The sequence below is a fragment of the Aeromonas sp. 102P genome (genome assembly GCF_051920345.1).
Classification (GTDB): domain Bacteria; phylum Pseudomonadota; class Gammaproteobacteria; order Enterobacterales; family Aeromonadaceae; genus Aeromonas; species Aeromonas veronii.
The window spans coordinates 687,501-707,750 of record NZ_JBQBCZ010000001.1; the positions used below are offsets into that span (position 1 = coordinate 687,501).

General features: G+C 59.7%; 19 protein-coding genes, 1 tRNA gene and 2 rRNA genes (1 of these 22 cut by a window edge). 12 read left to right on the forward strand and 10 right to left on the reverse strand.

What is annotated here, in order from left to right:
• The 3 genes from ACTG1K_RS03295 to ACTG1K_RS03305 form a co-directional block, all read left to right on the forward strand.
• Nucleotides 1-979 (forward strand): 23S ribosomal RNA (locus ACTG1K_RS03295); it begins 1,911 nt to the left of the window's first position.
• A gap of 109 nt (nucleotides 980-1,088) precedes the next feature.
• A 5S ribosomal RNA gene (gene rrf, locus ACTG1K_RS03300) occupies nucleotides 1,089-1,203 on the forward strand.
• 97 nt (nucleotides 1,204-1,300) lie between these two features.
• A tRNA-Asp gene (locus ACTG1K_RS03305) sits at nucleotides 1,301-1,377 on the forward strand.
• 267 nt (nucleotides 1,378-1,644) lie between these two features.
• On the opposite strand, the gene ACTG1K_RS03310 is transcribed toward ACTG1K_RS03305, so the two are convergent.
• Together ACTG1K_RS03310 and ACTG1K_RS03315 are read right to left on the reverse strand one after the other, a co-directional pair.
• Nucleotides 1,645-4,227 (reverse strand): bifunctional acetate--CoA ligase family protein/GNAT family N-acetyltransferase, encoded by a 2,583-nt coding sequence (locus tag ACTG1K_RS03310; protein WP_440004808.1) that lies wholly within the window; start codon nucleotides 4,225-4,227, stop codon nucleotides 1,645-1,647.
• Between the two features lie 73 nt (nucleotides 4,228-4,300).
• Complete coding sequence (locus ACTG1K_RS03315) at nucleotides 4,301-4,492, reverse strand: hypothetical protein (RefSeq protein ID WP_005339486.1); 192 nt, start codon at nucleotides 4,490-4,492, stop codon at nucleotides 4,301-4,303.
• Nucleotides 4,493-4,684: 192 nt separating this feature from the next.
• Here ACTG1K_RS03315 and ACTG1K_RS03320 point away from each other — a divergent pair, with 192 nt between their 5' ends.
• A complete protein-coding gene (locus ACTG1K_RS03320; RefSeq protein WP_440004809.1) occupies nucleotides 4,685-5,545 on the forward strand; it encodes a hypothetical protein in 861 nt (286 codons plus the stop codon).
• Here ACTG1K_RS03320 and ilvY read toward each other — a convergent pair.
• Nucleotides 5,534-6,427, reverse strand: a complete 894-nt coding sequence (gene ilvY / locus ACTG1K_RS03325; RefSeq protein ID WP_040069423.1) for an HTH-type transcriptional activator IlvY — start codon at nucleotides 6,425-6,427, stop codon at nucleotides 5,534-5,536. The two genes, ACTG1K_RS03320 and ilvY, sit on opposite strands and share 12 nt — an antisense overlap.
• Before the next feature lie 221 nt (nucleotides 6,428-6,648).
• Here ilvY and ilvC point away from each other — a divergent pair, with 221 nt between their 5' ends.
• Nucleotides 6,649-8,130, forward strand: coding sequence for a ketol-acid reductoisomerase (ilvC, locus tag ACTG1K_RS03330; protein ID WP_440004810.1), 1,482 nt, complete (start codon nucleotides 6,649-6,651; stop codon nucleotides 8,128-8,130).
• Nucleotides 8,131-8,286: 156 nt separating this feature from the next.
• Here the strand turns inward: ilvC and pgi are convergent, their stop codons facing one another.
• The 5 genes from pgi to coaBC form a co-directional block, all read right to left on the reverse strand.
• Nucleotides 8,287-9,936, reverse strand: a complete 1,650-nt coding sequence (gene pgi, locus ACTG1K_RS03335; RefSeq protein ID WP_005339491.1) for a glucose-6-phosphate isomerase — start codon at nucleotides 9,934-9,936, stop codon at nucleotides 8,287-8,289.
• A 347-nt stretch (nucleotides 9,937-10,283) separates the two neighbouring features.
• Entirely contained in the window at nucleotides 10,284-11,120 is an 837-nt protein-coding gene (locus ACTG1K_RS03340) for a mechanosensitive ion channel domain-containing protein (protein ID WP_425857239.1), read from the reverse strand.
• A gap of 165 nt (nucleotides 11,121-11,285) precedes the next feature.
• On the reverse strand, nucleotides 11,286-11,882 hold the full coding sequence (slmA, locus tag ACTG1K_RS03345) for a nucleoid occlusion factor SlmA (protein WP_005339495.1): 597 nt from the start codon (nucleotides 11,880-11,882) through the stop codon (nucleotides 11,286-11,288).
• Nucleotides 11,883-11,950: 68 nt separating this feature from the next.
• Nucleotides 11,951-12,409 carry a dUTP diphosphatase gene (dut, locus tag ACTG1K_RS03350; RefSeq protein ID WP_005355985.1) on the reverse strand — a complete coding sequence of 153 codons (459 nt, stop codon included), beginning with the start codon at nucleotides 12,407-12,409 and terminating at the stop codon, nucleotides 11,951-11,953.
• Nucleotides 12,410-12,489: 80 nt separating this feature from the next.
• A complete protein-coding gene (gene coaBC, locus ACTG1K_RS03355; protein ID WP_005357385.1) occupies nucleotides 12,490-13,692 on the reverse strand; it encodes a bifunctional phosphopantothenoylcysteine decarboxylase/phosphopantothenate--cysteine ligase CoaBC in 1,203 nt (400 codons plus the stop codon).
• Between the two features lie 147 nt (nucleotides 13,693-13,839).
• Here coaBC and radC point away from each other — a divergent pair, with 147 nt between their 5' ends.
• The 6 genes from radC (at nucleotide 13,840) to ACTG1K_RS03385 (ending at nucleotide 17,502) form a co-directional block, all read left to right on the forward strand.
• Nucleotides 13,840-14,514 (forward strand): RadC family protein, encoded by a 675-nt coding sequence (gene radC / locus ACTG1K_RS03360; protein ID WP_005339502.1) that lies wholly within the window; start codon nucleotides 13,840-13,842, stop codon nucleotides 14,512-14,514.
• Between the two features lie 136 nt (nucleotides 14,515-14,650).
• Nucleotides 14,651-14,887, forward strand: a complete 237-nt coding sequence (gene rpmB / locus ACTG1K_RS03365; RefSeq protein WP_005307492.1) for a 50S ribosomal protein L28 — start codon at nucleotides 14,651-14,653, stop codon at nucleotides 14,885-14,887.
• 11 nt (nucleotides 14,888-14,898) lie between these two features.
• A complete protein-coding gene (gene rpmG, locus ACTG1K_RS03370; protein WP_005307500.1) occupies nucleotides 14,899-15,066 on the forward strand; it encodes a 50S ribosomal protein L33 in 168 nt (55 codons plus the stop codon).
• 93 nt (nucleotides 15,067-15,159) lie between these two features.
• Complete coding sequence (locus tag ACTG1K_RS03375; RefSeq protein WP_159164593.1) at nucleotides 15,160-15,615, forward strand: hypothetical protein; 456 nt, start codon at nucleotides 15,160-15,162, stop codon at nucleotides 15,613-15,615.
• A gap of 24 nt (nucleotides 15,616-15,639) precedes the next feature.
• Nucleotides 15,640-16,452: a bifunctional DNA-formamidopyrimidine glycosylase/DNA-(apurinic or apyrimidinic site) lyase gene (gene mutM / locus ACTG1K_RS03380; RefSeq protein WP_021231536.1), complete on the forward strand. Its 813-nt coding sequence runs from the start codon at nucleotides 15,640-15,642 to the stop codon at nucleotides 16,450-16,452.
• A 177-nt stretch (nucleotides 16,453-16,629) separates the two neighbouring features.
• A complete protein-coding gene (locus ACTG1K_RS03385) occupies nucleotides 16,630-17,502 on the forward strand; it encodes a VirK/YbjX family protein (protein WP_058057065.1) in 873 nt (290 codons plus the stop codon).
• 92 nt (nucleotides 17,503-17,594) lie between these two features.
• Here the strand turns inward: ACTG1K_RS03385 and coaD are convergent, their stop codons facing one another.
• The gene (gene coaD / locus ACTG1K_RS03390; protein WP_111901322.1) at nucleotides 17,595-18,080 is read right to left on the reverse strand and encodes a pantetheine-phosphate adenylyltransferase; all 486 of its coding nucleotides are present in this window, start codon (nucleotides 18,078-18,080) and stop codon (nucleotides 17,595-17,597) included.
• Nucleotides 18,081-18,214: 134 nt separating this feature from the next.
• Here coaD and ACTG1K_RS03395 point away from each other — a divergent pair, with 134 nt between their 5' ends.
• Nucleotides 18,215-19,252, forward strand: a complete 1,038-nt coding sequence (locus tag ACTG1K_RS03395) for a glycosyltransferase family 9 protein (protein ID WP_216979848.1) — start codon at nucleotides 18,215-18,217, stop codon at nucleotides 19,250-19,252.
• 51 nt (nucleotides 19,253-19,303) lie between these two features.
• Here ACTG1K_RS03395 and ACTG1K_RS03400 read toward each other — a convergent pair whose 3' ends face one another.
• Nucleotides 19,304-20,080: a glycosyltransferase family 2 protein gene (locus ACTG1K_RS03400; RefSeq protein ID WP_440004811.1), complete on the reverse strand. Its 777-nt coding sequence runs from the start codon at nucleotides 20,078-20,080 to the stop codon at nucleotides 19,304-19,306.
• Between the last annotated feature and the right edge of the window lie 170 nt (nucleotides 20,081-20,250).

Here is a 20,250-nt window from a genome sequence, read left to right on the forward strand (position 1 = left end):
AAGGTAGCGAAATTCCTTGTCGGGTAAGTTCCGACCTGCACGAATGGTGTAACCATGGCCATGCTGTCTCCACCCGAGACTCAGTGAAATCGAATTCGCCGTGAAGATGCGGTGTACCCGCGGCTAGACGGAAAGACCCCGTGAACCTTTACTACAGCTTGGCACTGAACATTGAACCTACATGTGTAGGATAGGTGGGAGGCTTTGAAGGCGTGACGCCAGTTGCGCTGGAGCCGTCCTTGAAATACCACCCTTGTATGTTTGATGTTCTAACGCAGGGCCCTGAATCGGGCTCGCGGACAGTGCCTGGTGGGTAGTTTGACTGGGGCGGTCTCCTCCCAAAGAGTAACGGAGGAGCACGAAGGTTGGCTAATCCTGGTCGGACATCAGGAGGTTAGTGCAATGGCATAAGCCAGCTTAACTGCGAGACGGACAGGTCGAGCAGGTACGAAAGTAGGTCATAGTGATCCGGTGGTTCTGAATGGAAGGGCCATCGCTCAACGGATAAAAGGTACTCCGGGGATAACAGGCTGATACCGCCCAAGAGTTCATATCGACGGCGGTGTTTGGCACCTCGATGTCGGCTCATCACATCCTGGGGCTGAAGTCGGTCCCAAGGGTATGGCTGTTCGCCATTTAAAGTGGTACGCGAGCTGGGTTCAGAACGTCGTGAGACAGTTCGGTCCCTATCTGCCGTGGGCGTTGGATGATTGAAGGGAGTTGCTCCTAGTACGAGAGGACCGGAGTGAACGAACCTCTGGTGTTCGGGTTGTCACGCCAGTGGCACTGCCCGGTAGCTAAGTTCGGAATCGATAACCGCTGAAAGCATCTAAGCGGGAAGCGAGCCCTGAGATGAGTCATCCCTGACCCCTTGAGGGTCCTAAAGGGCCGTTGGAGACCACAACGTTGATAGGCGGGGTGTGTAAGTGCAGCGATGCATTGAGCTAACCCGTACTAATTACCCGTGAGGCTTAACCATACAACACCCAAGAAGTGTTCTAAGGCTTGTAACAGATACCAAGCGAACTACTAATTCAGTGATAATGACCTAGTCGTTATTCACGTCAGCTTTCTAGATTAAGAATTTGCCTGGCGGCCATAGCGCCGTGGAACCACCTGATCCCATGCCGAACTCAGAAGTGAAACGCGGTAGCGCCGATGGTAGTGTGGCATTCGCCATGCGAGAGTAGGACACTGCCAGGCACTCAATTAAACAGCGATGTGAAGAATCACGTCACTGGCTGCGAGGATGACACCTCAGAAAATGCAGCAGAAGATTTAGCGAAAGCTAACCGAATGCGGAGCGGTAGTTCAGTCGGTTAGAATACCGGCCTGTCACGCCGGGGGTCGCGGGTTCGAGTCCCGTCCGCTCCGCCACTAATTTTAAGGCCTTCCCGATTGGGAAGGCCTTTTTGCTATGGGCGTTTTTTGCCCATAAGAGCCACAGGTTTGCACACCAGAACGAACAGCAAGGCCCGGCTTCATAACCGGGCTTTTGTATTTTTAGCGTGTTAAACAGTCAACGTTTGGTTTTTTCCTGCCAAAAGAGAGCCAGATAGCCGTTTATTTCCACCATTTTCTGGCTATATCAGAGCCTTATCAGTTTCATTCACAGCCATTTGAACAGCTCTACAGATGGTCAAATCAGCCTTCTGCTGCCTGCTGACTACAGGGAAGTTCCATATTGACCACCCCCTCTTCCATTTGCACGTCGATCTTGAAGCCAAGCCGTTTGGCGAGGTTGACCATGCCGCGATTGCTGGGCATGGTCATGCCGGATAACTTGCCAATCCCCTGCTCTTTGGCGTAACGGATGATCTTCTCCATCATCAATTTACCGAGCCCCACCCCTTTCAAGTCCGATCGCACCAGAATGGCAAACTCGGCATCGCTCTGGTCCGGGCTCGAAATGGCGCGTACCACGCCGAGGATATGATCCTGCAGCTCGCCATCTTGCCCCACCGCTACGAAGGCCATCTCTCGGTCGTAATCGATCTGGGTCATGCGAGCCAGCTCTTCATGGCCCAGTTCGCCGACATCGGCGAAGAAGCGTTTGTACCTGTCTTCATCGGAGACCTGCAGCACGAATTGCTTGTGAGCCGGTTCATCTTCCGGCCGGATCGGGCGCAGCAGGATATGGCGCTGATCTTTAAGCCAGGCCCCCTCCTCCAGTTCGGTAGGATAGGGGCGGATCGCCAGTCGGTTGCTGGTCGGGATGGCGGGGTTAGCCAGTGTGAGGCTGGCATCTAGCACCACCATCTCTGCGCCGCACGCTTGCAGCGGGTGCAGGTCCAGTTCCTGAATCTCAGGAAAGGCGAGCAATAGTTCGGATAGTTGGCAGAGCACCTGACCGAGGGCATCGATATCCAGTCGTTCCGGTGTGGCCTGCTCACGGATCTTGCGGCTCTTGAGGGCTCCGATGATCTGGTAACGGGCCAGCGCCTGATTGAGCGGCGGTAACGCTGCCATCATCTCCTGCGGTTCCGCACCAGATTCACCCAACAGAATGACGGGGCCAAAGATGGCGTCTTGCTGGATCCGTACCCGCAGCTCGAGGCCGCCGCTGCGGCGAGCCATCCGCTGCACCAGCAACCCTTCGATGCGGGCGCCCGGATCATGCTGTTTGACCCTGTCCAGAATGGCATCTGCAGCTTGCGCCACTTCGGCCGAGGTGCGCAGATTGAGGACCACCCCGTGTACGGCAGACTTGTGCAGGATATCGGGCGAACGGAGTTTGACTGCTACCGGGTAGCCGATTTGCTCGGCAGTCAGGGTTGCCTCGATGGCGTCGGTGACGATCCAGGTTGGCAGGGTCGAGAGACCGGCGGCTTGTAAAATCGGGTGCACCAGATGGGTATCCAATCTTAGCTGTTTGCGCTCCTGCGCTTGGCGGATCAGCTGCTGGCACAGATCGACATTGAGCTGGTTGCCATGCAGGGATGCCGGTGTCTCCATCAACTGCTTCTGGTTGCGGCGGTATTCCACCATGTGCATGAAGGCGGCCATGGCGCTTTCCGGCGTGCGGTAGGTCGGGAAGCCCGCCTCGGTAAAGAGTTTGCGCCCCTCCTGCGCCGAGTATTCGCCCGCCCAGTTGGTGAGGATGTTGAAACGGCGCGCTCTGGGATGCTGTTTCAGATGGGCAATAAGATGGCTGGCCAGCGGCGCGCTCGGTGCCGTGAGCGAGGGGGCGTGGATGATCAGGATGGCGTCGATGCCATCTTCCTGCAACACGTTGTCCAGTGCCTCCTGATAGGTGGTGATGGTGGCATCGCTGCCGATATCGAGTGGCGGGCGAGCCAGCTTGCCGCACCGCTCCAGCAGCACATCCACCGCCATATTGGCCAGTCCGCGGCCGTTGGAGATGATGGCGAGTCGCTCTCCCTTGAGGGTCATGGAGTGGCTGAGGGTTTCCACCGCGGCAAACAGTTCGTGGGTATCCCGTACCCGCAGCATGCCGGCGCGACGGATGGCGGCATCATAGACATTGTCGAGACCGTGGGCCGGATCGTGGCGCCCGCTTTTCAGCACCAGGATCGGCTTGTTGCGCGAGGCTGCCCGCGCCGCCGAGAGAAAGTGGCGGGCGTCGTGCAGCTTGTCCATGTAGATCAAGATGGCGCGGGTGACGCTGTCGCGGGAGAGCTGATCCAGCAGCTGGCCGAAGTCGATGTCGCAGTGATCACCCAGGGAGATGAAGGCGGAGAAGCCCAGCTCATGCTGCTTGGCCCAATCCAGAATGGTGGTGCTGACGGCGGCGGATTGCGAGAGAAAGGCGACCTGCCCCGGCTTGGCGGCAATGGGGGAAAAGCTGGCGTTGATCCCCTGGCCGGGCAGCAGCATCCCCATGCTGTTGGGGCCGAGCAGGCGAATGCCATATTGTTGGCAGACCCGTTTCAGCTCCAGTCGCTCCTCGGGGGAAAAGTCGGCGGCCAGTATGATGGCCGCCCCCGCGCCCTTCTGGCCGAGCGCTTCCAGCAACGGCAAGACCCGCTCCCGCCTGGTGCAGATGATGGCGAGATCCGGGGTTAGCGGCAGGCTGGCGATATCGGGATAGGCCAGCACACCGGCGATGGACTTGTTGCGCGGGGTGACGGGGAGGATGGGCCCTTTGAACTGGCCCGCCAGCAGGTGGCGCACGATCACATGACCCGCCTTGAGCGGGTCGGTCGAGGCGCCGATCACGGCGATTGAGTGGGGTTTGAACAGCCGATCCAGACCGCTTGCTTTCATGGGCACTCCCGACAAAAGGGGGAAGATACCAGTCTAATACGCCTTTGCTGCGGGTTCTGTGACCGGATCCTGATCACCGTTTGTTGAGGGCATTGGCACGCAGATAAAAGCGCAGTTCGCCCTGCACCCGGCGAATGGCTCCCAGGTGGCGTTCCTGCAGATAGATATCCTGCTCCCGATCGAGCGCCGTGCTGGGTACGCCCATGCTTTGCAGATACTCGTCAAACAGGGTTGAACCCTTGATCTCTACCAGATGCTGTTTCATGGTTCTCCTCCCTGCGCCTTGGCGTTTGTTGATGAACGCCCAGTCTGCGATGACCTGCCGGGTTTGCCTATTGTCACTTTTGACATGAGATTTGACACGAGAGCGCTCACACATCTTTCAGAGAGGGCGCCGTTGAGGCGCTGGCTGGCGTTATAGTATGGCGAGGAGCATGAGGCACGGATGGTGCGCAGGATGATCAGAGTCTGGTGGTGGTGCATGGCACTGTGGACGGTTGGCGTATCGGCAGTCGAGCAGCCTATCCGCGCCTGGAATCTGCTGCTGGATCATCCCAACCCCGCCGTCGTCCAGTTGCTGCGCCTCTCCCTCGATCTCACCGTACCCGAATATGGCCCCTACCAGCTGGTCTCCAGCCCGCAGATGGAGCAGGGGCGGGCGGTGAAGGAGCTGCGCAGCGGCGAGCTGGTTCAGGTCGGTGTTTTTGCCCCCGATGGTGAGCGAGAACGGGAGTTGCTGGCAATCCACATTCCGCTGGCCAAGGGGCTGCTGGGGTGGCGGGTGTGTCTGGTTCGGCAGGGGGATGAGGGGCGTTTTGCCGCGATCGGATCGTTGGCGGACTGGCATCGCGCCGGGCTCTCCATTGGTCAGCACAGGTCCTGGCCAGACACCCAGTTGCTGCGGGCTAACGGCCTCAAGGTGACGGTGGGCAATCTTTATGAGGCGCTCTTCAACATGCTGCGCAAGAAGCGTTTTGATTGCTTCCTGCGCTCGGTCATCGAGATCGAGGATGAGCTCAGGCAGCATCCCGATCTCGCCATCGAGCCCCGTCTGGTGTTTCGCTATCCGCTGGCGCTGCTCTTCTTTGTCTCGCCAAAATATCCGGAGCTGGCGCAGCGTATCGAGCTCGGCCTGCTGCGGGCGCGGCAGTCTGGTGCTTTTGACCGGGTCTTTGAAGAGGGATTTGGCAGCACCATTCGGCGGCTGAAACTGGATGAGCGGGTGCGCCTCGAGCTGCACAACCCCGACTTGCCGCTGCCCAGCCGCATCATGATGGCCGATCCGGCCCTTATCTATAATCCGGTGTCAGCGCAGTGACCCCTGATTCTGCGCGGTATCCCAGAAGGCGCGGATCAGCGGTTCCTCCAGCCGCTTCTTGAGCACCCCGATCCCCACATCAAATGGCTTGAAGGCTGGCTTGAGGTCGATGATCCGCACCTTGTCACCGAGCGGGCTATGGTCGATTACCGCCGCAGGTACCAATCCTACGCCACAGCCGAGCGCCACCATGGCGACAATCCCCTCGTTACCCGCCACTTCGGCATAGATGTTGGGCGCTATCCCCTTGTTGCGAAACCATTGGTCGCTGCGTTTGCGGGCCAGTCCCTGTTCGGAGAGGATGACTGGCAGTTGCTCCCAATCAGGTTCTCCCTGACGGAACCACTGGTTCAGTTGCGGGGCGTTGCGCGGCGCGATAAAGACCAGCGGCACCTGCTGCAGGCTGGCGAACTCCAGCTTGGCGGGCAGGGCATCGGGGCGGGCAGCGATGGCGAGATCGGCCTCGTCGGCCAGGATCTTGTCCACCGCCAGCGCCGGGTCACCGGTCTCCAGCTTGATCTCCAGCTGGGGGTAGCGGCGGCGAAAGCGCTCCAGCACCTCGGGCAGCAGAAAGTAACTGGCAGTGACCGAGCAGAATACCCGCAGCCGCCCCTGCAGCGGTTCATCGCTGCGTTTGAGCTCCTGCTTGAGCTGACGCCACTCCTGCAACAGGCCGCCGCCGAATTCGCGCAGCTTCTCGCCGGCGGGGGTGAGCCGTACCGAGCGGTTGTCCCGCTCGAACAGGATGCAGCCGGTCTCCTGTTCCAGTCGCTGGATGGCGCGGCTCAGGGTGGAGGGGCTGACCGCCATGGCATCGGCACTCTTGCCGAAATGAAGGGAGTCGGCGAGGTGGAGAAACAGCTCGAGATTGCGAAGGTCCATCTTTCAGCTCCTGGCGCGGCTTGTGTGCCCGATACCCAGCGGTTGGTGGCTTGTTTCTGCCATCTCGCGGTACATTCAGCAGGCAATTATGAAGGGTGAGTCTTTCAGTTATTGCAACGTACTGTTTCGAATATATCAGTTCAGGCAATAAGTGTCCCGCGCTATAGTGGTTCAGACAACGCCGCTATCCGGCATGGAATCAATCGAACGGAGCAATCACCATGGCTAACTATTTCAACACCTTGAACCTGCGTCAGCAGTTGGCCCAGCTGGGCAAGTGTCGTTTCATGCAGCGCGAAGAATTCGCGGACGGCTGCAACGTGCTGAAGGGCAAGAAGGTGGTGATTGTGGGCTGTGGTGCCCAGGGTCTGAACCAGGGTCTGAACATGCGTGACTCCGGGCTGGATATCTCCTACGCCCTGCGCAAGGCCGCCATCACCGAGAAGCGTGCCTCCTGGCAGAAAGCTACCGATAACGGCTTCGCGGTCGGCACCTATGAAGAGTTGATCCCGACCGCAGATCTGGTGCTGAACCTGACTCCGGACAAGCAGCACTCCGACGTGGTGAAAACCGTGATGCCGCTGATGAAGCAGGGCGCCGCATTGGGTTACTCCCACGGCTTCAACGTGGTGGAAGAGGGTCAGCAGATCCGCTCCGACATCACTGTCGTGATGGTGGCGCCCAAGTGTCCGGGCACCGAAGTTCGTGAGGAGTACAAGCGCGGCTTCGGCGTACCGACCCTGATCGCCGTTCACCCGGAAAATGACCCGAAAGGCGAAGGCATGGCCATCGCCAAGGCGTGGGCCTCTGCCACCGGCGGCGACCGTGCTGGCGTGCTGGCGTCCTCCTTCGTGGCGGAAGTGAAATCCGACCTGATGGGCGAGCAGACCATCCTCTGCGGCATGCTGCAGGCCGGTTCTCTGCTCTGCTACGACAAGCTGGTTGCCGAAGGGACAGACCCGGCCTACGCCGGCAAGCTGATCCAGTTCGGCTGGGAGACCATCACCGAAGCCCTGAAACAGGGTGGCATCAGTCTGATGATGGACCGCTTGTCCAACCCGGCCAAGCTGCGCGCCTTCGAGCTCTCCGAGCAGCTCAAGACCCTGATGCGCCCGTTGTTCGAGAAGCACATGGACGACATCATCGCCGGTGAGTTCTCCCGCGGCATGATGGCCGACTGGGCCGAAGACGATGCCAAGCTGTTCGGCTGGCGCGAAGAGACCGGCAAATCTGCCTTCGAAAATGCGCCGGCGTTTGCAGGCAAGATTGCCGAGCAGGAGTACTTCGACAATGGCGTGGTGATGGTGGCCATGGTCAAGGCGGGTGTCGAGCTGGCGTTCGAGACCATGGTGGCTTCCGGTATCTACGAGGAGTCTGCCTACTACGAATCCCTGCACGAGCTGCCGCTGATCGCCAACACAGTTGCTCGCAAGCGTCTGTACGAGATGAACGTGGTCATCTCCGACACCGCCGAGTACGGCAACTACCTGTTCGCCAACGCCGCCGTGCCGTTGCTGCGCGAGCACTTCATGCCGACCCTGAAAGCGGGCGATCTGGGTGCCAGCAAGGCGGAAGGGCAGAGCGTCGACAACCTGGCGCTGCTGGCGGCCAACGAAGCGACCCGCAACCACCCGATCGAGAAAATCGGTCAGGTACTGCGTGGCTACATGAAGGACATGAAGCGCATCGCTGTTGGTGGTTAAGCCAGCATCGGGCTGGAGGATGAAGGGGCGGGGATGACGATCCCCATCGCCGGTCGGACTGGACACCCGACCGGCCAGCCAGAAAAACCAGCCTGACAGTCATAAAAAAGCCCCGCTCATCGAGCGGGGCTTTTGCATTCAGAAAGGCTGGATAAATCAGGCTTTCCACGCTTTCCAGGTGTTGATCAGGCCGTTGGTAGAGCAGTCGTGGCTGGTGACAGCCTCGTTGTTGCCCAGCTCCGGCAGGATCTTGTTGGCCAGCTGTTTGCCCAGCTCCACGCCCCACTGGTCGAAGGAGAAGATGTTCCAGATTGCGCCCTGTACGAAGATCTTGTGCTCGTACATGGCGATCAGGGCACCCAGGGTTTTCGGGGTCAGGCTCTTGAACAGGATGGAGTTGGTCGGGCGGTTGCCTTCGAACACTTTGAACGGCACCAGATCCTTGACCTGCTCCAGGGTTTTGCCAGCCGCCAGAAACTCGGCTTCGACCTCTTCCTTGCTCTTGCCGAAGGCCAGCGCCTCGGTCTGGGCGAAGAAGTTGGCCAGCAGTTTCGGGTGGTGGTCACCGATTGGGTTGTGGCTGATGGCTGGCGCCAGGAAGTCACAGGGGATCAACTTGGTGCCCTGATGGATCAGCTGGTAGAAGGCGTGCTGGCCGTTGGTGCCCGGCTCACCCCAAATGATGGGGCCAGTCTGGTAGTCAACCGGCTTGCCGTTGCGATCCACGTACTTGCCGTTGGATTCCATGTTGCCCTGCTGGAAGTAGGCAGGGAAGCGGTGCATGTACTGATCGTACGGCAGAATGGCTTCGGACTCGGCACCGTAGAAGTTGTTGTACCACAGGCCGATCAGCGCCAGCAGCACCGGCACGTTCTGCTCATAGGAGGCAGTGGCGAAGTGCATGTCCATCTCGAAGGCGCCTTGCAGCAGGGCTTCGAAGTTCTCGAAACCGACAGACAGGGCGATGGGCATGCCGATGGCAGACCAGGAGGAGTAGCGGCCGCCAACCCAGTCCCAGAACTCGAACATGTTGTTGGTGTCGATACCGAACTCGGCCACGGCCTTGCCGTTGGTGGAGAGGGCAGCGAAGTGCTTGGCAACGTGGGCCTTGTCACCGGCGATATTGATAAACCAGTCGCGGGCGGTCAGGGCGTTGGTCATGGTCTCCTGGGTGGTGAAGGTCTTGGAGGCCACCAGGAACAGGGTGGTTTCCGGATCGATCTTCTTCAGGGTCTCGGCGATGTGGGTACCATCGACGTTGGAGACGAAGTGCATCTGCAGGTGGTTTTTGTAGGGACGCAGTGCCTCGGTGATCATCACCGGGCCCAGATCTGAGCCACCGATACCGATGTTGACCACGTGCTGGATCGCTTTGCCGGTGTAGCCTTTCCACTCGCCGGAGATGATCTTCTCGCAGAAGCCTTTCATCTTGGCCAGTACGGCGTTCACTTCCGGCATCACGTCCTTGCCGTCGCACTCGATGGGGCGGTCGGAGCGGTTGCGCAGGGCCACGTGCAGTACGGAGCGGCCTTCGGTCATGTTGATCTTGTCGCCATTGAACATGGCATCGATCGCGCTGCGAAGATCGGTCTCTTTGGCCAGATCAACCAGCAACTTGAGGGTTTCTTCGGTGATCAGGTTCTTCGAGTAATCAACCAGGATGTCGCCGCCGAAGGTAAGGGAAAACTTGTCAAAGCGCTTCGGGTCCTGCGCGAACAGATCCTTGAGTCGGGTCTCTTTGTTTGCTGCAAAGTGGGCTTCCAGTGCCTGCCAGGCCTGGGTTTGGGTTGGATTGATGTTTTTCATAGGATTCCTGAAATGCCAAGTTGTGTTTGAACCTTGCAGGCAAGGTCCCGCCAAACCTTATTATCCGAGCATTATAGCGAGCCGATCGGGCGGCCCGTGTAACAGATTTTTACCGATTGTCTTTTACCGCAATGGGTCACTGTCGGGAGCATACAACCAGAACATTGGGATTATGTGTCACGAAAGCAAGGCGGATCTTGCGCTTGCTCATGATTGGGGCCACCCCGATGGCCTGAAATTGTTTTCATCCGGTTGGCGTGGTTATGCACCGACACGGCCATGGGGTGGGGCCAGAAACGACAATGCCAGCCCGAAGGCTGGCATTGTCTGTTGCAGCAGAACCGCGATCACGCCTGCGTTTTTTGCATGTGCATCACCATCTGCGGGAAGGGAATTTCGATCCCTTCGGCATCAAAGGTCAGTTTCACCTTCTCGTGGAAGTCGAACCAGACACCCCAGTAGTCAGCGGTTTTCACCCAGGGGCGCACCACGATATTGACCGAGGAGTCGGCCAGCGCGGCAACGGCGATGGTGGCTGCCGGATCTTTCAGGATGCGCGGCTCTTCGCTCACCAGACGCTCGAGGACCTGTTTGGCCTTGCGCAGGTCAGAGCCGTAGCCGATGCCAAAGGTCATATCGACGCGGCGGGTATCCATGCGCGAGTAGTTGACGATGGTGCCGTTGAGGATGGCGGAGTTCGGTACTACCACCATCTTGTTGTCACCTGAGGTGAGGGTAGTGGTAAAGAGCTGAACGGACTGTACTACACCCGCGGTACCTGCCACTTCGATAAACTCGCCCGCCTTGATGGGGCGGAAGATGATCAGCAGGAAGCCGGCAGCGAAGTTGGAGAGCGAGCCTTGCAGCGCCAGACCGATGGCCAGACCGGCGGCACCGATAATGGCGACGAAGGAGGCGGTCTGCACGCCGACACGGCCCAGCGCGGCGATCACTACGAACACCAGAATGGCGTATTTGAGGATGCTGCCGACGAAGTGGGTGACTGTGGTGTCCAGCTTGCGGGCCTGCATCACCTTGACCACGCCACCGCTGATGAGGTTGGCGGCGATATAGCCGACCAGCAGGGTCAGCAGGGCGGCGGCGATATTGACGCCGTATTCGATCAGCAGTCCCTGATTATTGACCAGCCAGGTCTGCGCTTCGGTAATGATTTCGGGTTCCATAGGATGTCCTGTCAGGTTCTAAAAGGTTTATGGTGGATAAATCTAACACCGCAGCGCGACAGTACGGGTCGCATCTGGTACTTCTTTTCTGCCATAAAAACCTGACACAAAAAAGAAGGGAGGCCAAAGCCTCCCTTCTTTTTGCTGAATGATGCGAAAAAACCATCAGCTCTGCAGCAGTTGGCTGCGGATAAATTGCCACTGATCTTCGAAACCGGCGGTGGGCTTGAGCTTGAACTCGGAGCGCACGAACTGGCTGATGCGACCTTCGGTGTAGGCCAGCAGCAGATTGGCCAGCATGGTCTCGTCTAGCTGGAAGCCTTGACCTTCGCGCAGCCGCTTTTCGCGCAGTACCTGCTTGATCTGGGTCTCCAGCTTGTCGAACAGGATGCTGATGCGATCCCGCAGCCGATCGTGCTCACCCAGCAGGGCGTCGCCATTGAGGATGCGGGTAATGCCGGGATTGCGCTCGGCGAACACCAGCAGCAGCTGCAGGATATGGTGGCAGCGCGCCATGGTGTCCTTCTCTTCCGCCATGATCAGATTGACCCGTGACAGCAGGGAATCCTCGATAAAGTCGATCAGCCCCTCGAACATCCGCGCCTTGCTGGGAAAATGTCGATAGAGGGCTGCTTCAGAGACGCCGACCTCGGCCGCCAGACGGGCCGTGGTGATGCGCTGACCCGGACTGGTTTCCAGCATATGGGCGAGCGCTTGCAGGATCTGATCGCGCCGACTCTGTTTCTGATTACTGCTTGCCATGGATTCCCCTAAAAAAACAATGGCTTGATTCTGTTATTAGGCACCGCCCATCGGGCTGGTGTGGTCTGTTATTGGCGACCAGAAGAACCAAAACCGCCTTCACCCCGTTCGCTCTGATTGAACTCATCGACCAGTTGGAAGCTGGCCTGAACTACCGGCATGATCACCAGCTGGGCGATGCGCTCGCCGGGTTGCATGGTGAACTCATCCTTGCCGCGGTTCCAGACCGAGACCATCAGCTGACCCTGGTAATCGGAATCGATCAGACCGACCAGGTTGCCCAGCACGATGCCGTGCTTATGGCCGAGGCCGGAGCGGGGCAGGATGGTGGCACACAGACCCGGATCCTGGATGTGAATGGCCAGACCGGTCGGCACCAGGGTGGTATCACCCGGAGCCAGAGTCAGCGGCGCATCCAGCAGTGCGCGCAGATCCATGCCGGCAGAGCCCGGTGTGGCGTAGGCGGGCAGCGGGAACTCGGTACCGATACGGGCATCCAGAATCTTCAGTTCAATTTGTGTAGTCATGAATCGCTTTTTCAGTTGGATCTTGTATTGGCGCCCCTCTTGGCAGGCGGGGTGCCGTGAGTCTTGTTCTTTCGGGACGCTCAGTGCCGGTAGTGGCGCGCAATCAGGGCGATCAGGTGACGGGCCAGCGTCAGCTTGTCGGCCAGCGGCAGCGGGGCCTGGCCCCCTTGCCAGAACACGGTCAGGGCGTTGTCATCGGCGTTGAAGCCTTGCCCCTCGCGGGACACATCGTTGGCGGCGATCATGTCCAGCCGCTTACGCTGCAACTTGTCGAGGGCGTATTGTTCCACATCCACGGTTTCGGCGGCAAATCCGACGGTGAAGGGTTTGTCTGAAAGGGCGCCGACGGCCGCGATAATGTCGGGATTTTTCACCAGCTTCACCACCATCTGGTCGTTGTCGCCGGTTTTCTTGATCTTCTGGCTGGCGACCTGCTCGGGGCGATAGTCGGCTACCGCGGCGCAGCCGATGAAGAGGTCGCACTCGCCGACCCGGCTCATCACCGCCTGATGCATTTGCTCCGCGCTCTCGACATCGACACGGGTCACGCCAGCAGGCGTAGCTAGCGTCACCGGGCCGCTCACCAGCGTCACTTCGGCGCCCGCTTCACGGGCAGCTCGGGCGATGGCGTAGCCCATCTTGCCGGAGCTGTGGTTGCTGATGTAGCGCACCGGATCCAGTGCCTCGCGGGTCGGACCTGCGGTGAGCAGCAGCTTGACGCCCGCCAGCAAGGGCTCGGCGGCCAGCTGCTGGCAGCAGCGATCCACCAGTTCGAGGGGATCCAGCATCCGGCCCGGGCCCACATCGCCACAGGCCTGGCTTCCTGCATCCGGCCCCCACAGCAGAATGCCGCGGCTGGCCAGGGTCTTGAGGTTGGCCTGGGTCGCGGCGTTGAGATACATCTGCTGGTTCATGGCGGGTGCCAGCGCGATGGGCGCCGGAGTGGCCAGACAGAGGGTGGTCAGCAGTTCATCGGCCATGCCTGCAGCCATCCGCGCCATCAGGTTGGCGCTGGCGGGGGCGATCAGTACCAGATCGGCCCACTTGGCCAGCTCGATATGGCCCATGCCCGCTTCGGCAGAGGGGTCCAGCAGGCTGTAGGCCACCGGATGACCGGAGACCGCCTGCAGGGTCAGCGGGGTGATGAACTCCTTGGCGGAGCGTGTCATCACCACCCGCACTTCGGCGCCCTGATCTTTCAGGCGGCGTACCAGCTCGGCACTCTTGTAGGCGGCGATCCCGCCGCTGACACCCAACAGGATGCGTTTATCGGCCAATCTCATCTGCTGTTTCTCTATCCGGCTCATTCTGACTGGTCGGCTAAGATACCACACGCAATGGATGACGACAGGGGTTGGCATCAAGGGGCGTGGTCGGGCGCGCGCAATTTTTTGCTATGTTTTTTCTCAACAGGGATGAGGGAGAGACAAATGAGCATCAAAGAGTGGCCGGAAGATGAACGCCCCAGAGAGAAGCTGCTGCGTCAGGGGCCTGCGGCGCTCTCCGATGCCGAGCTGCTCGCCATTTTTCTGCGCACCGGTGTTAATGGCCTGAGTGCAGTGGATCTTTCACGTAATCTATTGAATCAATTCGGCTCTTTGCGCAGCTTGCTGGGCGCGGATCAACGGGCATTCTGCGAGGCGCACGGCCTTGGCCCGGCCAAATATGCCCAGTTGCAGGCGGTGCTGGAGATGGCCAGACGCCATCTGGCCGAGCAGTTGCAGCGGGGCGATGCGCTCACCTCGCCCCAGCTGACCCGCGACTATCTGCAGGCCCAGCTGCGGGATCGGCCGCGTGAGGTGTTTGCCCTGCTGTTGCTCGACAATCAGCACAGAGTCATTCAATTTGTTGAGCTTTTTTTCGGCACCATCGACTCGGCGAGCGTCTGGCCAAGAGAAATCGTGCAGATCGCGCTCAAACATAATGCAGCCGCGGTGATTCTGGCGCATAATCACCCGTCCGGCGTCGCCGAGCCCAGCAGGGCCGACCGCCAGATCACGGATCGGATCACGGCCGCTTTGGCCCTGATCGATATCAGAGTGCTGGATCACTTGGTGATCGGTGATGGCATCACGGTTTCTTTTGCCGAGCGCGGTTGGCTATAACTGTGCTCTGGCACCGTATTAGTTGATCTTTGATCACGGATGCTGTATAAAATGCCGCCTTCTGTTTGCCCCGCAATCGAAGGCCAGCGGGGCAGATATTTGCTCGAGCAATGAAGTAAGATTTGGAGAGACTGACATGTCTAGAGTATGCCAAGTAACCGGCAAGCGCCCGGCAGTTGGTAACAACCGTTCGCACGCTAACAACGCCACCAAGCGTCGTTTCCTGCCGAACCTGCACACTCACCGTTTCTGGGTTGAGAGTGAAAAACGCTTCGTAAGCCTGCGCGTATCCGCAAAAGGCATGCGTATCATCGACAAGCGTGGCGTTGAAGTGGTTCTGGCTGAACTGCGCGCCAGCGGTGTTAAGGTATAAGGAATTAGATCATGGCTAAAGGTATTCGCGAGAAAATTCGCCTGAACTCCAGCGCCGGTACTGGTCACTTCTATACCACTACCAAAAACAAGCGCACCATGCCCGAAAAAATGGAGATCAAAAAGTTTGATCCCGTTGTTCGTCAGCATGTGATCTACAAGGAAGGCAAAATCAAGTAATTACTTGATGCTGCATTCCCAAAAACCCGGCTTCGTGCCGGGTTTTTTTATGCGCCGAATTCAGTACACTGCCGGTTCAAAGGGAGGCTTGCCATGTTCAAATTGAGCCGCAAAGGCTGGAATAACGTGATCATTGTGGTGGTGCTGATCGTGATCACCCTGTTGCATCGTATGGAGACTGCCCAGCAGGAGAACAGCGCCAAGCGGGCTCGCCCCTTGCTGCCGGATGCGGCCGTGGTGCTCACTTGGCAGGGGCCGAGCTGGCAGATTGAGCGGATTGGTCAGGGCTGGCGCAGCGTGCCGGATCTGGGGCTCGACACGGCTCAGCTGGATGCCCGTCTGGCGCGCTGGCAGAGCTGGTTGCTGCCCCCCGGCGAGGTGGTGCGCGGCACCTCGGTGGCCATCAAGGTGTGGATTGCCGGCCAGAACGATCCGGTCGAGATCGGCCTCTATCAGAACAGCGGCCAATATGGCGCTCAGCTGCCCTCCGGTCTCTGGCTCGCCCTCACTGCCGAGCAGTATCGCGATCTGCTGCGTCCTGCCCCCTGAGTTCCTTTTCCTTGCGAGGTGCCCATGCCTGAATTGCCAGAAGTTGAAGTCAGTCGTCAGGGGATCTCCCCCTGGCTCACCGGTATCAAGGTGACGCGTGTAGTGGTGCGGGATGGCCGTCTGCGCTGGCCGATCCCTGGTGAGATTCAGGAGCTGGTGGACCTCACCATCCATCGGGTGCGTCGCCGTGCCAAATACCTGCTGCTGGAGACCGATTTCGGCACAGCAATCCTCCATCTGGGGATGTCCGGCAGTCTGCGGGTACTGGATATCGGCACCCCGGCCGAGAAGCACGACCACGTGGATATCGAGCTGGAGAATGGCAAGCTGCTGCGGCTCAACGATCCGCGCCGCTTCGGCGCCCTGCTCTGGACTCGCGAACCGGCCGAAGCCCATGCGCTGCTCGCCAAGCTGGGGCCCGAGCCGCTCACCGATGCCTTCAGTGCTGATTACCTGCGTGAGCGCGCCAAGGGACGCAGCACCGCCATCAAACAGTTCCTGATGGACAATCAGGTGGTGGTCGGGGTGGGCAACATCTACGCGAACGAGGCGCTCTATGCTGCCGGCATTCACCCCAAACGGGCGGCGGGTAATATCAGCGCCGAGCGGCTGGGAACCCTGGTGGCCGAGATCAAGCGCGTGTTGGCCGAGGCAATTCGCCAGGGCGGCACCACTCTCAAGGATTTCACCAGTGCCGATGGCAAGCCGGGCTATTTCGTGCAGCAGTTGCAGGTCTACGGCCGTGGCGGTCAGCCCTGTTTCCACTGTCACACCCTGCTGACCGAGACAAGAATGGGCCAGCGCACCACGGTTTTTTGCAGTCATTGCCAGCGCTGAGCGCACTTTTTGCCCCGATCCGGGGGAAGTTGTAACAGCGTATTTCCACTCTGTTGAAGATTTGCACAGCTGTCACTAGTATCCCGACCGTTCAGGCGGTTTGAGAATATAAAAATGACAGTTAAATCAATAGACTGGGAATATTTATCCCGGCAGGAGCGCTATTGCGCAAAATCCATGGCCCGCTTCCTCTACCCCGAGGGATGTGACCGAAAAACCTTCAATCGCGGCAAGTTTGTGCTGCGCAGCCTGCTCTATCGCAAGTCGCTGAGTCGGGTCTTCAGTCTGTTTCAGTGCGACTCGCTCAAGGCGCTGCCAGCGGTCTATCCCGAGCTGCTCGACAAGCCGATGCGACCCTATCGCTTCGCCTGTGCCAGCGCCCGTGAGCGGGCCGAGATGCTGGAAAATCACTATCGGTTGCTGCTGGAGTGCTACCCGCAGCTGATCGACCCGCTCTATCTGGGCGAGGGGATCGAACTTGGGCACTATCCCCAGAGCGGCTGCCGCATTCTGCTGCGCCACGATGGCACCTTCCGCCGCGAGGCCGAGCTGGCGCTCTCCATCGTCAACGGCGAGGGGCAGCGCCTCTACAGCTGCGCCTTTTCGCTGGCGGGCAGCGTGGATCGTTTGATTCTGATGATCGGCTCCATGCAGGGGCCGGAGCCTGCGGTCGACAATGCCCAGGATCGGGTGCGCGAGCTGACCAAAGAGGGACACGGCCTGCGGCCCAAATCCCTGCTGGTGCAGCTGGTGCTGCAACTGGCGCAGAGCATGGGGGCGGCGGAGGTGCTGGCGGTACGCAAGCGGGCCCATGTGTTTCAGGCCAAGCGCTACAGCAGCAAGCAGAAAGCCAATTTGCAGGCCGATTATGACGAGCTGTGGCAGGAGTTCGACGCCCGGGATGTGGATGCCAACTTCGTCGCCCTGCAAGCCCAGCCGCGCAAGCCGCTGGAGGAGATCGCCTCCAAGAAGCGGGCTATGTATCGGCGCCGCTACGAGTGGCTCGATCAGCTGGTGCAGGAGATGAATGAGCGGTTTGCCCGTCAGTAACCGGCAAGCAGGCTGACCTCTCCATGCGAGAGAGATACAACAAGGGCTACCCGCGGGTAGCCCTTGTTCGTTTCTGCCAATCAGGGGAGGGATTAGCGCTGTTGCTGTTTGGCTGCGATGGCCTGGGCCACCACGGGATCGACAAACTGACGAATGTCGCCACCGTGCAGCGCCACCTCTTTCACCAGGGTGGAGGAGATAAAGGAGTTCTCCTCGGCTGGGGTGAGGAAGACGCTCTCCAGCTCCGGCATCAGGCGGCGGTTCATGTTGGCCAGCTGGAACTCGTACTCGAAGTCGGAGACGGCGCGCAGGCCGCGGATCAGCACGTTGGCCTGATGCTCTTTGGCAAAATCGACCAGCAGCCCGGAGAAGCCCACCACCTTGACGTTGGGAAGCGTGCTGGTCACTTGCTGGACAAGCTGGACACGTTCTGCCAGATCGAACAGCGGGCGCTTGCTCGGGCTGTTGGCGACCCCGACCACCACCTCGTCAAACAGCTTGGCGGCGCGGCCGATGAGATCGGCGTGGCCATTGGTAACGGGATCAAATGTCCCGGGATAAATCACCCTGGTAGTCATCTTTGCGGTCCTGCAACCTGGAAATTTGGTCGCATTATAAGGTCGTCGCTTGAGAATAGCAGTGCATCAGGCAAGAATACGCCATCGCGCATCAAGCCTCCTTGCATTGGTGACAGGGAGCAAAGGGATTTTTTATGAAACGTATTCTGGTCGTTCGCAATGACAAGATTGGTGACTTCATGCTGGCGTGGCCTAGCTTCGCCATGCTAAAAGGCTCCATGGAGTGTCATGTGACTGCCCTGGTTCCGGCCTACACGGCGCCGCTGGCCCGGCTCTGCCCCTGGATTGACGAGGTGATCATCGATCCGGGCGTGCGGGCCGACAAGGAGCAACAGCGAGCGCTGCTGGCGCGGATCAAGGCGGCGGCGTTCGACGCGTCCATCTGCCTCTTCTCCAACTCCCGCAACGCCATGCTGGTGTGGAAGGCACATATCCCTTACCGGCTGGCCCCGGCGACCAAGCTGGCGCAGGTGCTCTACAACCAGCGACTGGTGCAGCGCCGTTCCCGCTCCCAGAAGCCGGAGTCCGAGTACAACCTGGAGCTGATCCGCCGCTTCCTGGCCGATCAGCAGGTGGCCGTGGTGGAGCCCCAGACCCCCTTCCTGCAGTTCGATGACGAGACCCTGCGACAGGTGCGCGAACAGCTGGCACTCAAGCTCAAGCTCGATGCCAGCCGCCCCTGGCTGATGGTGCATGCCGGTAGCGGCGGTTCGGCCAACAACCTCTCCATCGAGCAGTATGCCCGCATCATCATCAAGCTCAATCAGGCCTGCCCCGAGCTGCAGTGCGTGCTGACCGCAGGCCCGGGTGAGGAGAAGATGGCCGAACAGCTGGCGGCCGAGTTGCTGGCCCACGGCGGCAACGGCTGGATCTACCGCTCCAGCGATGGTCTGCCGATGTTCTGTCAGGTGCTGGCTAACGCCGCCCTGTTCGTTGCAGGCAGTACTGGCCCGCTCCATATCGCTGGCGCGCTCGATGTGCCGACCATCGGCTTCTTCCCGATGCGCCGCTCCGCTACTCCGCTGCGCTGGAAGCCCCTCAACAGCGAAGGGCGTCACCTCGCCTTCAGCCCGCCGGAGGATAGCGACCATCCTGAGGATATGAGCCAGCTCGATCCCAAGGCCATGGTGCCGGTGATGGCCCGCTGGGCGGCGCCTTTCTGGCGCAAGTAAGGTATGCAGTAATGCAAACAGGGCCCCGCGGGGCCCTGTTTCGTATGACGGTTATTCCGGCTGCTGCGGCTGCTGGCGCACCCAGAGGTCGGCGTATTTGACGAAGGTGGAATGGGCGGAGAGGATCGCCAGCAGCAACCCCTGCTTGCCGTCGAGGAAGCCCGCTTTGAGCAGGTACATCTTGAGGAAGCAGCCGACAGCGTGGATCAGCCCCTGACTGAGAGAGCCCTTCTTGCCGCGAGCGGTGCGCTGATCGGCCCAGGCGCGGGCATAACCGGCCGATTTCACCAGATAGTGCTCCAGATCCCGATAGGTGAAGTGGAGCAGGTCGCCATGAATATTGACGATCTTCATGTTGGCCCGCACTTCCACCTTTTCGTGCACCAGCGCCTCGTTGTAGCTGGTGAGCGCCTTGGGATAGAGACGCAGCACCCGATCAGGATACCAGCCGCTGTGGCGGATAAAGCGGCCAAACACCCAGGAGAGGCGCGGGATCGAGTAGATGGTATCGCTGGCCGGATTGGCCATCACCTCGGCGATGGCGGTTTTCAGCTCGGGGGTGAGCCGCTCGTCGGCATCCAGCCACAGCACCCAGTCGGACTGCACGTGGGACTGGGCCAGTCGGCGCTGTTTGCCAAAGCCAGGCCACTTGGCGTTGACGAAGAAGCGGGCGCCAAATTCGGCGGCGATGGCCGAGGTCTCGTCCTGACTGCCTGAGTCCAGAATGACGATCTCGTCCACCAGTCCGTCGAGGGAGGCGAGGCACTTGCGCAGGTTGTCGGCTTCATTCTTGACGATCAGAACGGCAGCCAGAGTCGGTTTTTTCACGAATGTGGGCTCACGGTTATTGCCCGGCTGGCGGGTCGAATGCGTATTGATGGGCCATTCTAACGGAAAAATGGGCCAAAGAGAGAGCCGCCATTGCCCGTTTCCATCAGCTGTTTGACTGTCTCCTCTCGTCCGGTTGGAAGCGGGCCACCGCTGGAAAAATGGGGTGA

Bases quoted from the DNA above. Each gene is read 5' to 3' on its own strand.
- ACTG1K_RS03340 (WP_425857239.1), bottom strand. From the start codon at position 11,120: ATGGAACCCGAAATCATTACCGAAGCGCAGACCTGGCTGGTCAATAAT.
- coaBC (WP_005357385.1), bottom strand. From the start codon at position 13,692: ATGAGATTGGCCGATAAACGCATCCTGTTGGGTGTCAGCGGCGGGATC.
- ACTG1K_RS03385 (WP_058057065.1), top strand. From the start codon at position 16,630: ATGGCCCGCTTCCTCTACCCCGAGGGATGTGACCGAAAAACCTTCAAT.
- ilvC (WP_440004810.1), top strand. From the start codon at position 6,649: ATGGCTAACTATTTCAACACCTTGAACCTGCGTCAGCAGTTGGCCCAG.
- ACTG1K_RS03320 (WP_440004809.1), top strand. From the start codon at position 4,685: ATGATCAGAGTCTGGTGGTGGTGCATGGCACTGTGGACGGTTGGCGTA.
- ilvY (WP_040069423.1), bottom strand. From the start codon at position 6,427: ATGGACCTTCGCAATCTCGAGCTGTTTCTCCACCTCGCCGACTCCCTT.
- ACTG1K_RS03395 (WP_216979848.1), top strand. From the start codon at position 18,215: ATGAAACGTATTCTGGTCGTTCGCAATGACAAGATTGGTGACTTCATG.
- dut (WP_005355985.1), bottom strand. From the start codon at position 12,409: ATGACTACACAAATTGAACTGAAGATTCTGGATGCCCGTATCGGTACC.
- ACTG1K_RS03375 (WP_159164593.1), top strand. From the start codon at position 15,160: ATGTTCAAATTGAGCCGCAAAGGCTGGAATAACGTGATCATTGTGGTG.
- ACTG1K_RS03310 (WP_440004808.1), bottom strand. From the start codon at position 4,227: ATGAAAGCAAGCGGTCTGGATCGGCTGTTCAAACCCCACTCAATCGCC.
- coaD (WP_111901322.1), bottom strand. From the start codon at position 18,080: ATGACTACCAGGGTGATTTATCCCGGGACATTTGATCCCGTTACCAAT.
- radC (WP_005339502.1), top strand. From the start codon at position 13,840: ATGAGCATCAAAGAGTGGCCGGAAGATGAACGCCCCAGAGAGAAGCTG.
- rpmB (WP_005307492.1), top strand. From the start codon at position 14,651: ATGTCTAGAGTATGCCAAGTAACCGGCAAGCGCCCGGCAGTTGGTAAC.
- pgi (WP_005339491.1), bottom strand. From the start codon at position 9,936: ATGAAAAACATCAATCCAACCCAAACCCAGGCCTGGCAGGCACTGGAA.
- rpmG (WP_005307500.1), top strand. From the start codon at position 14,899: ATGGCTAAAGGTATTCGCGAGAAAATTCGCCTGAACTCCAGCGCCGGT.
- mutM (WP_021231536.1), top strand. From the start codon at position 15,640: ATGCCTGAATTGCCAGAAGTTGAAGTCAGTCGTCAGGGGATCTCCCCC.
- ACTG1K_RS03315 (WP_005339486.1), bottom strand. From the start codon at position 4,492: ATGAAACAGCATCTGGTAGAGATCAAGGGTTCAACCCTGTTTGACGAG.
- slmA (WP_005339495.1), bottom strand. From the start codon at position 11,882: ATGGCAAGCAGTAATCAGAAACAGAGTCGGCGCGATCAGATCCTGCAA.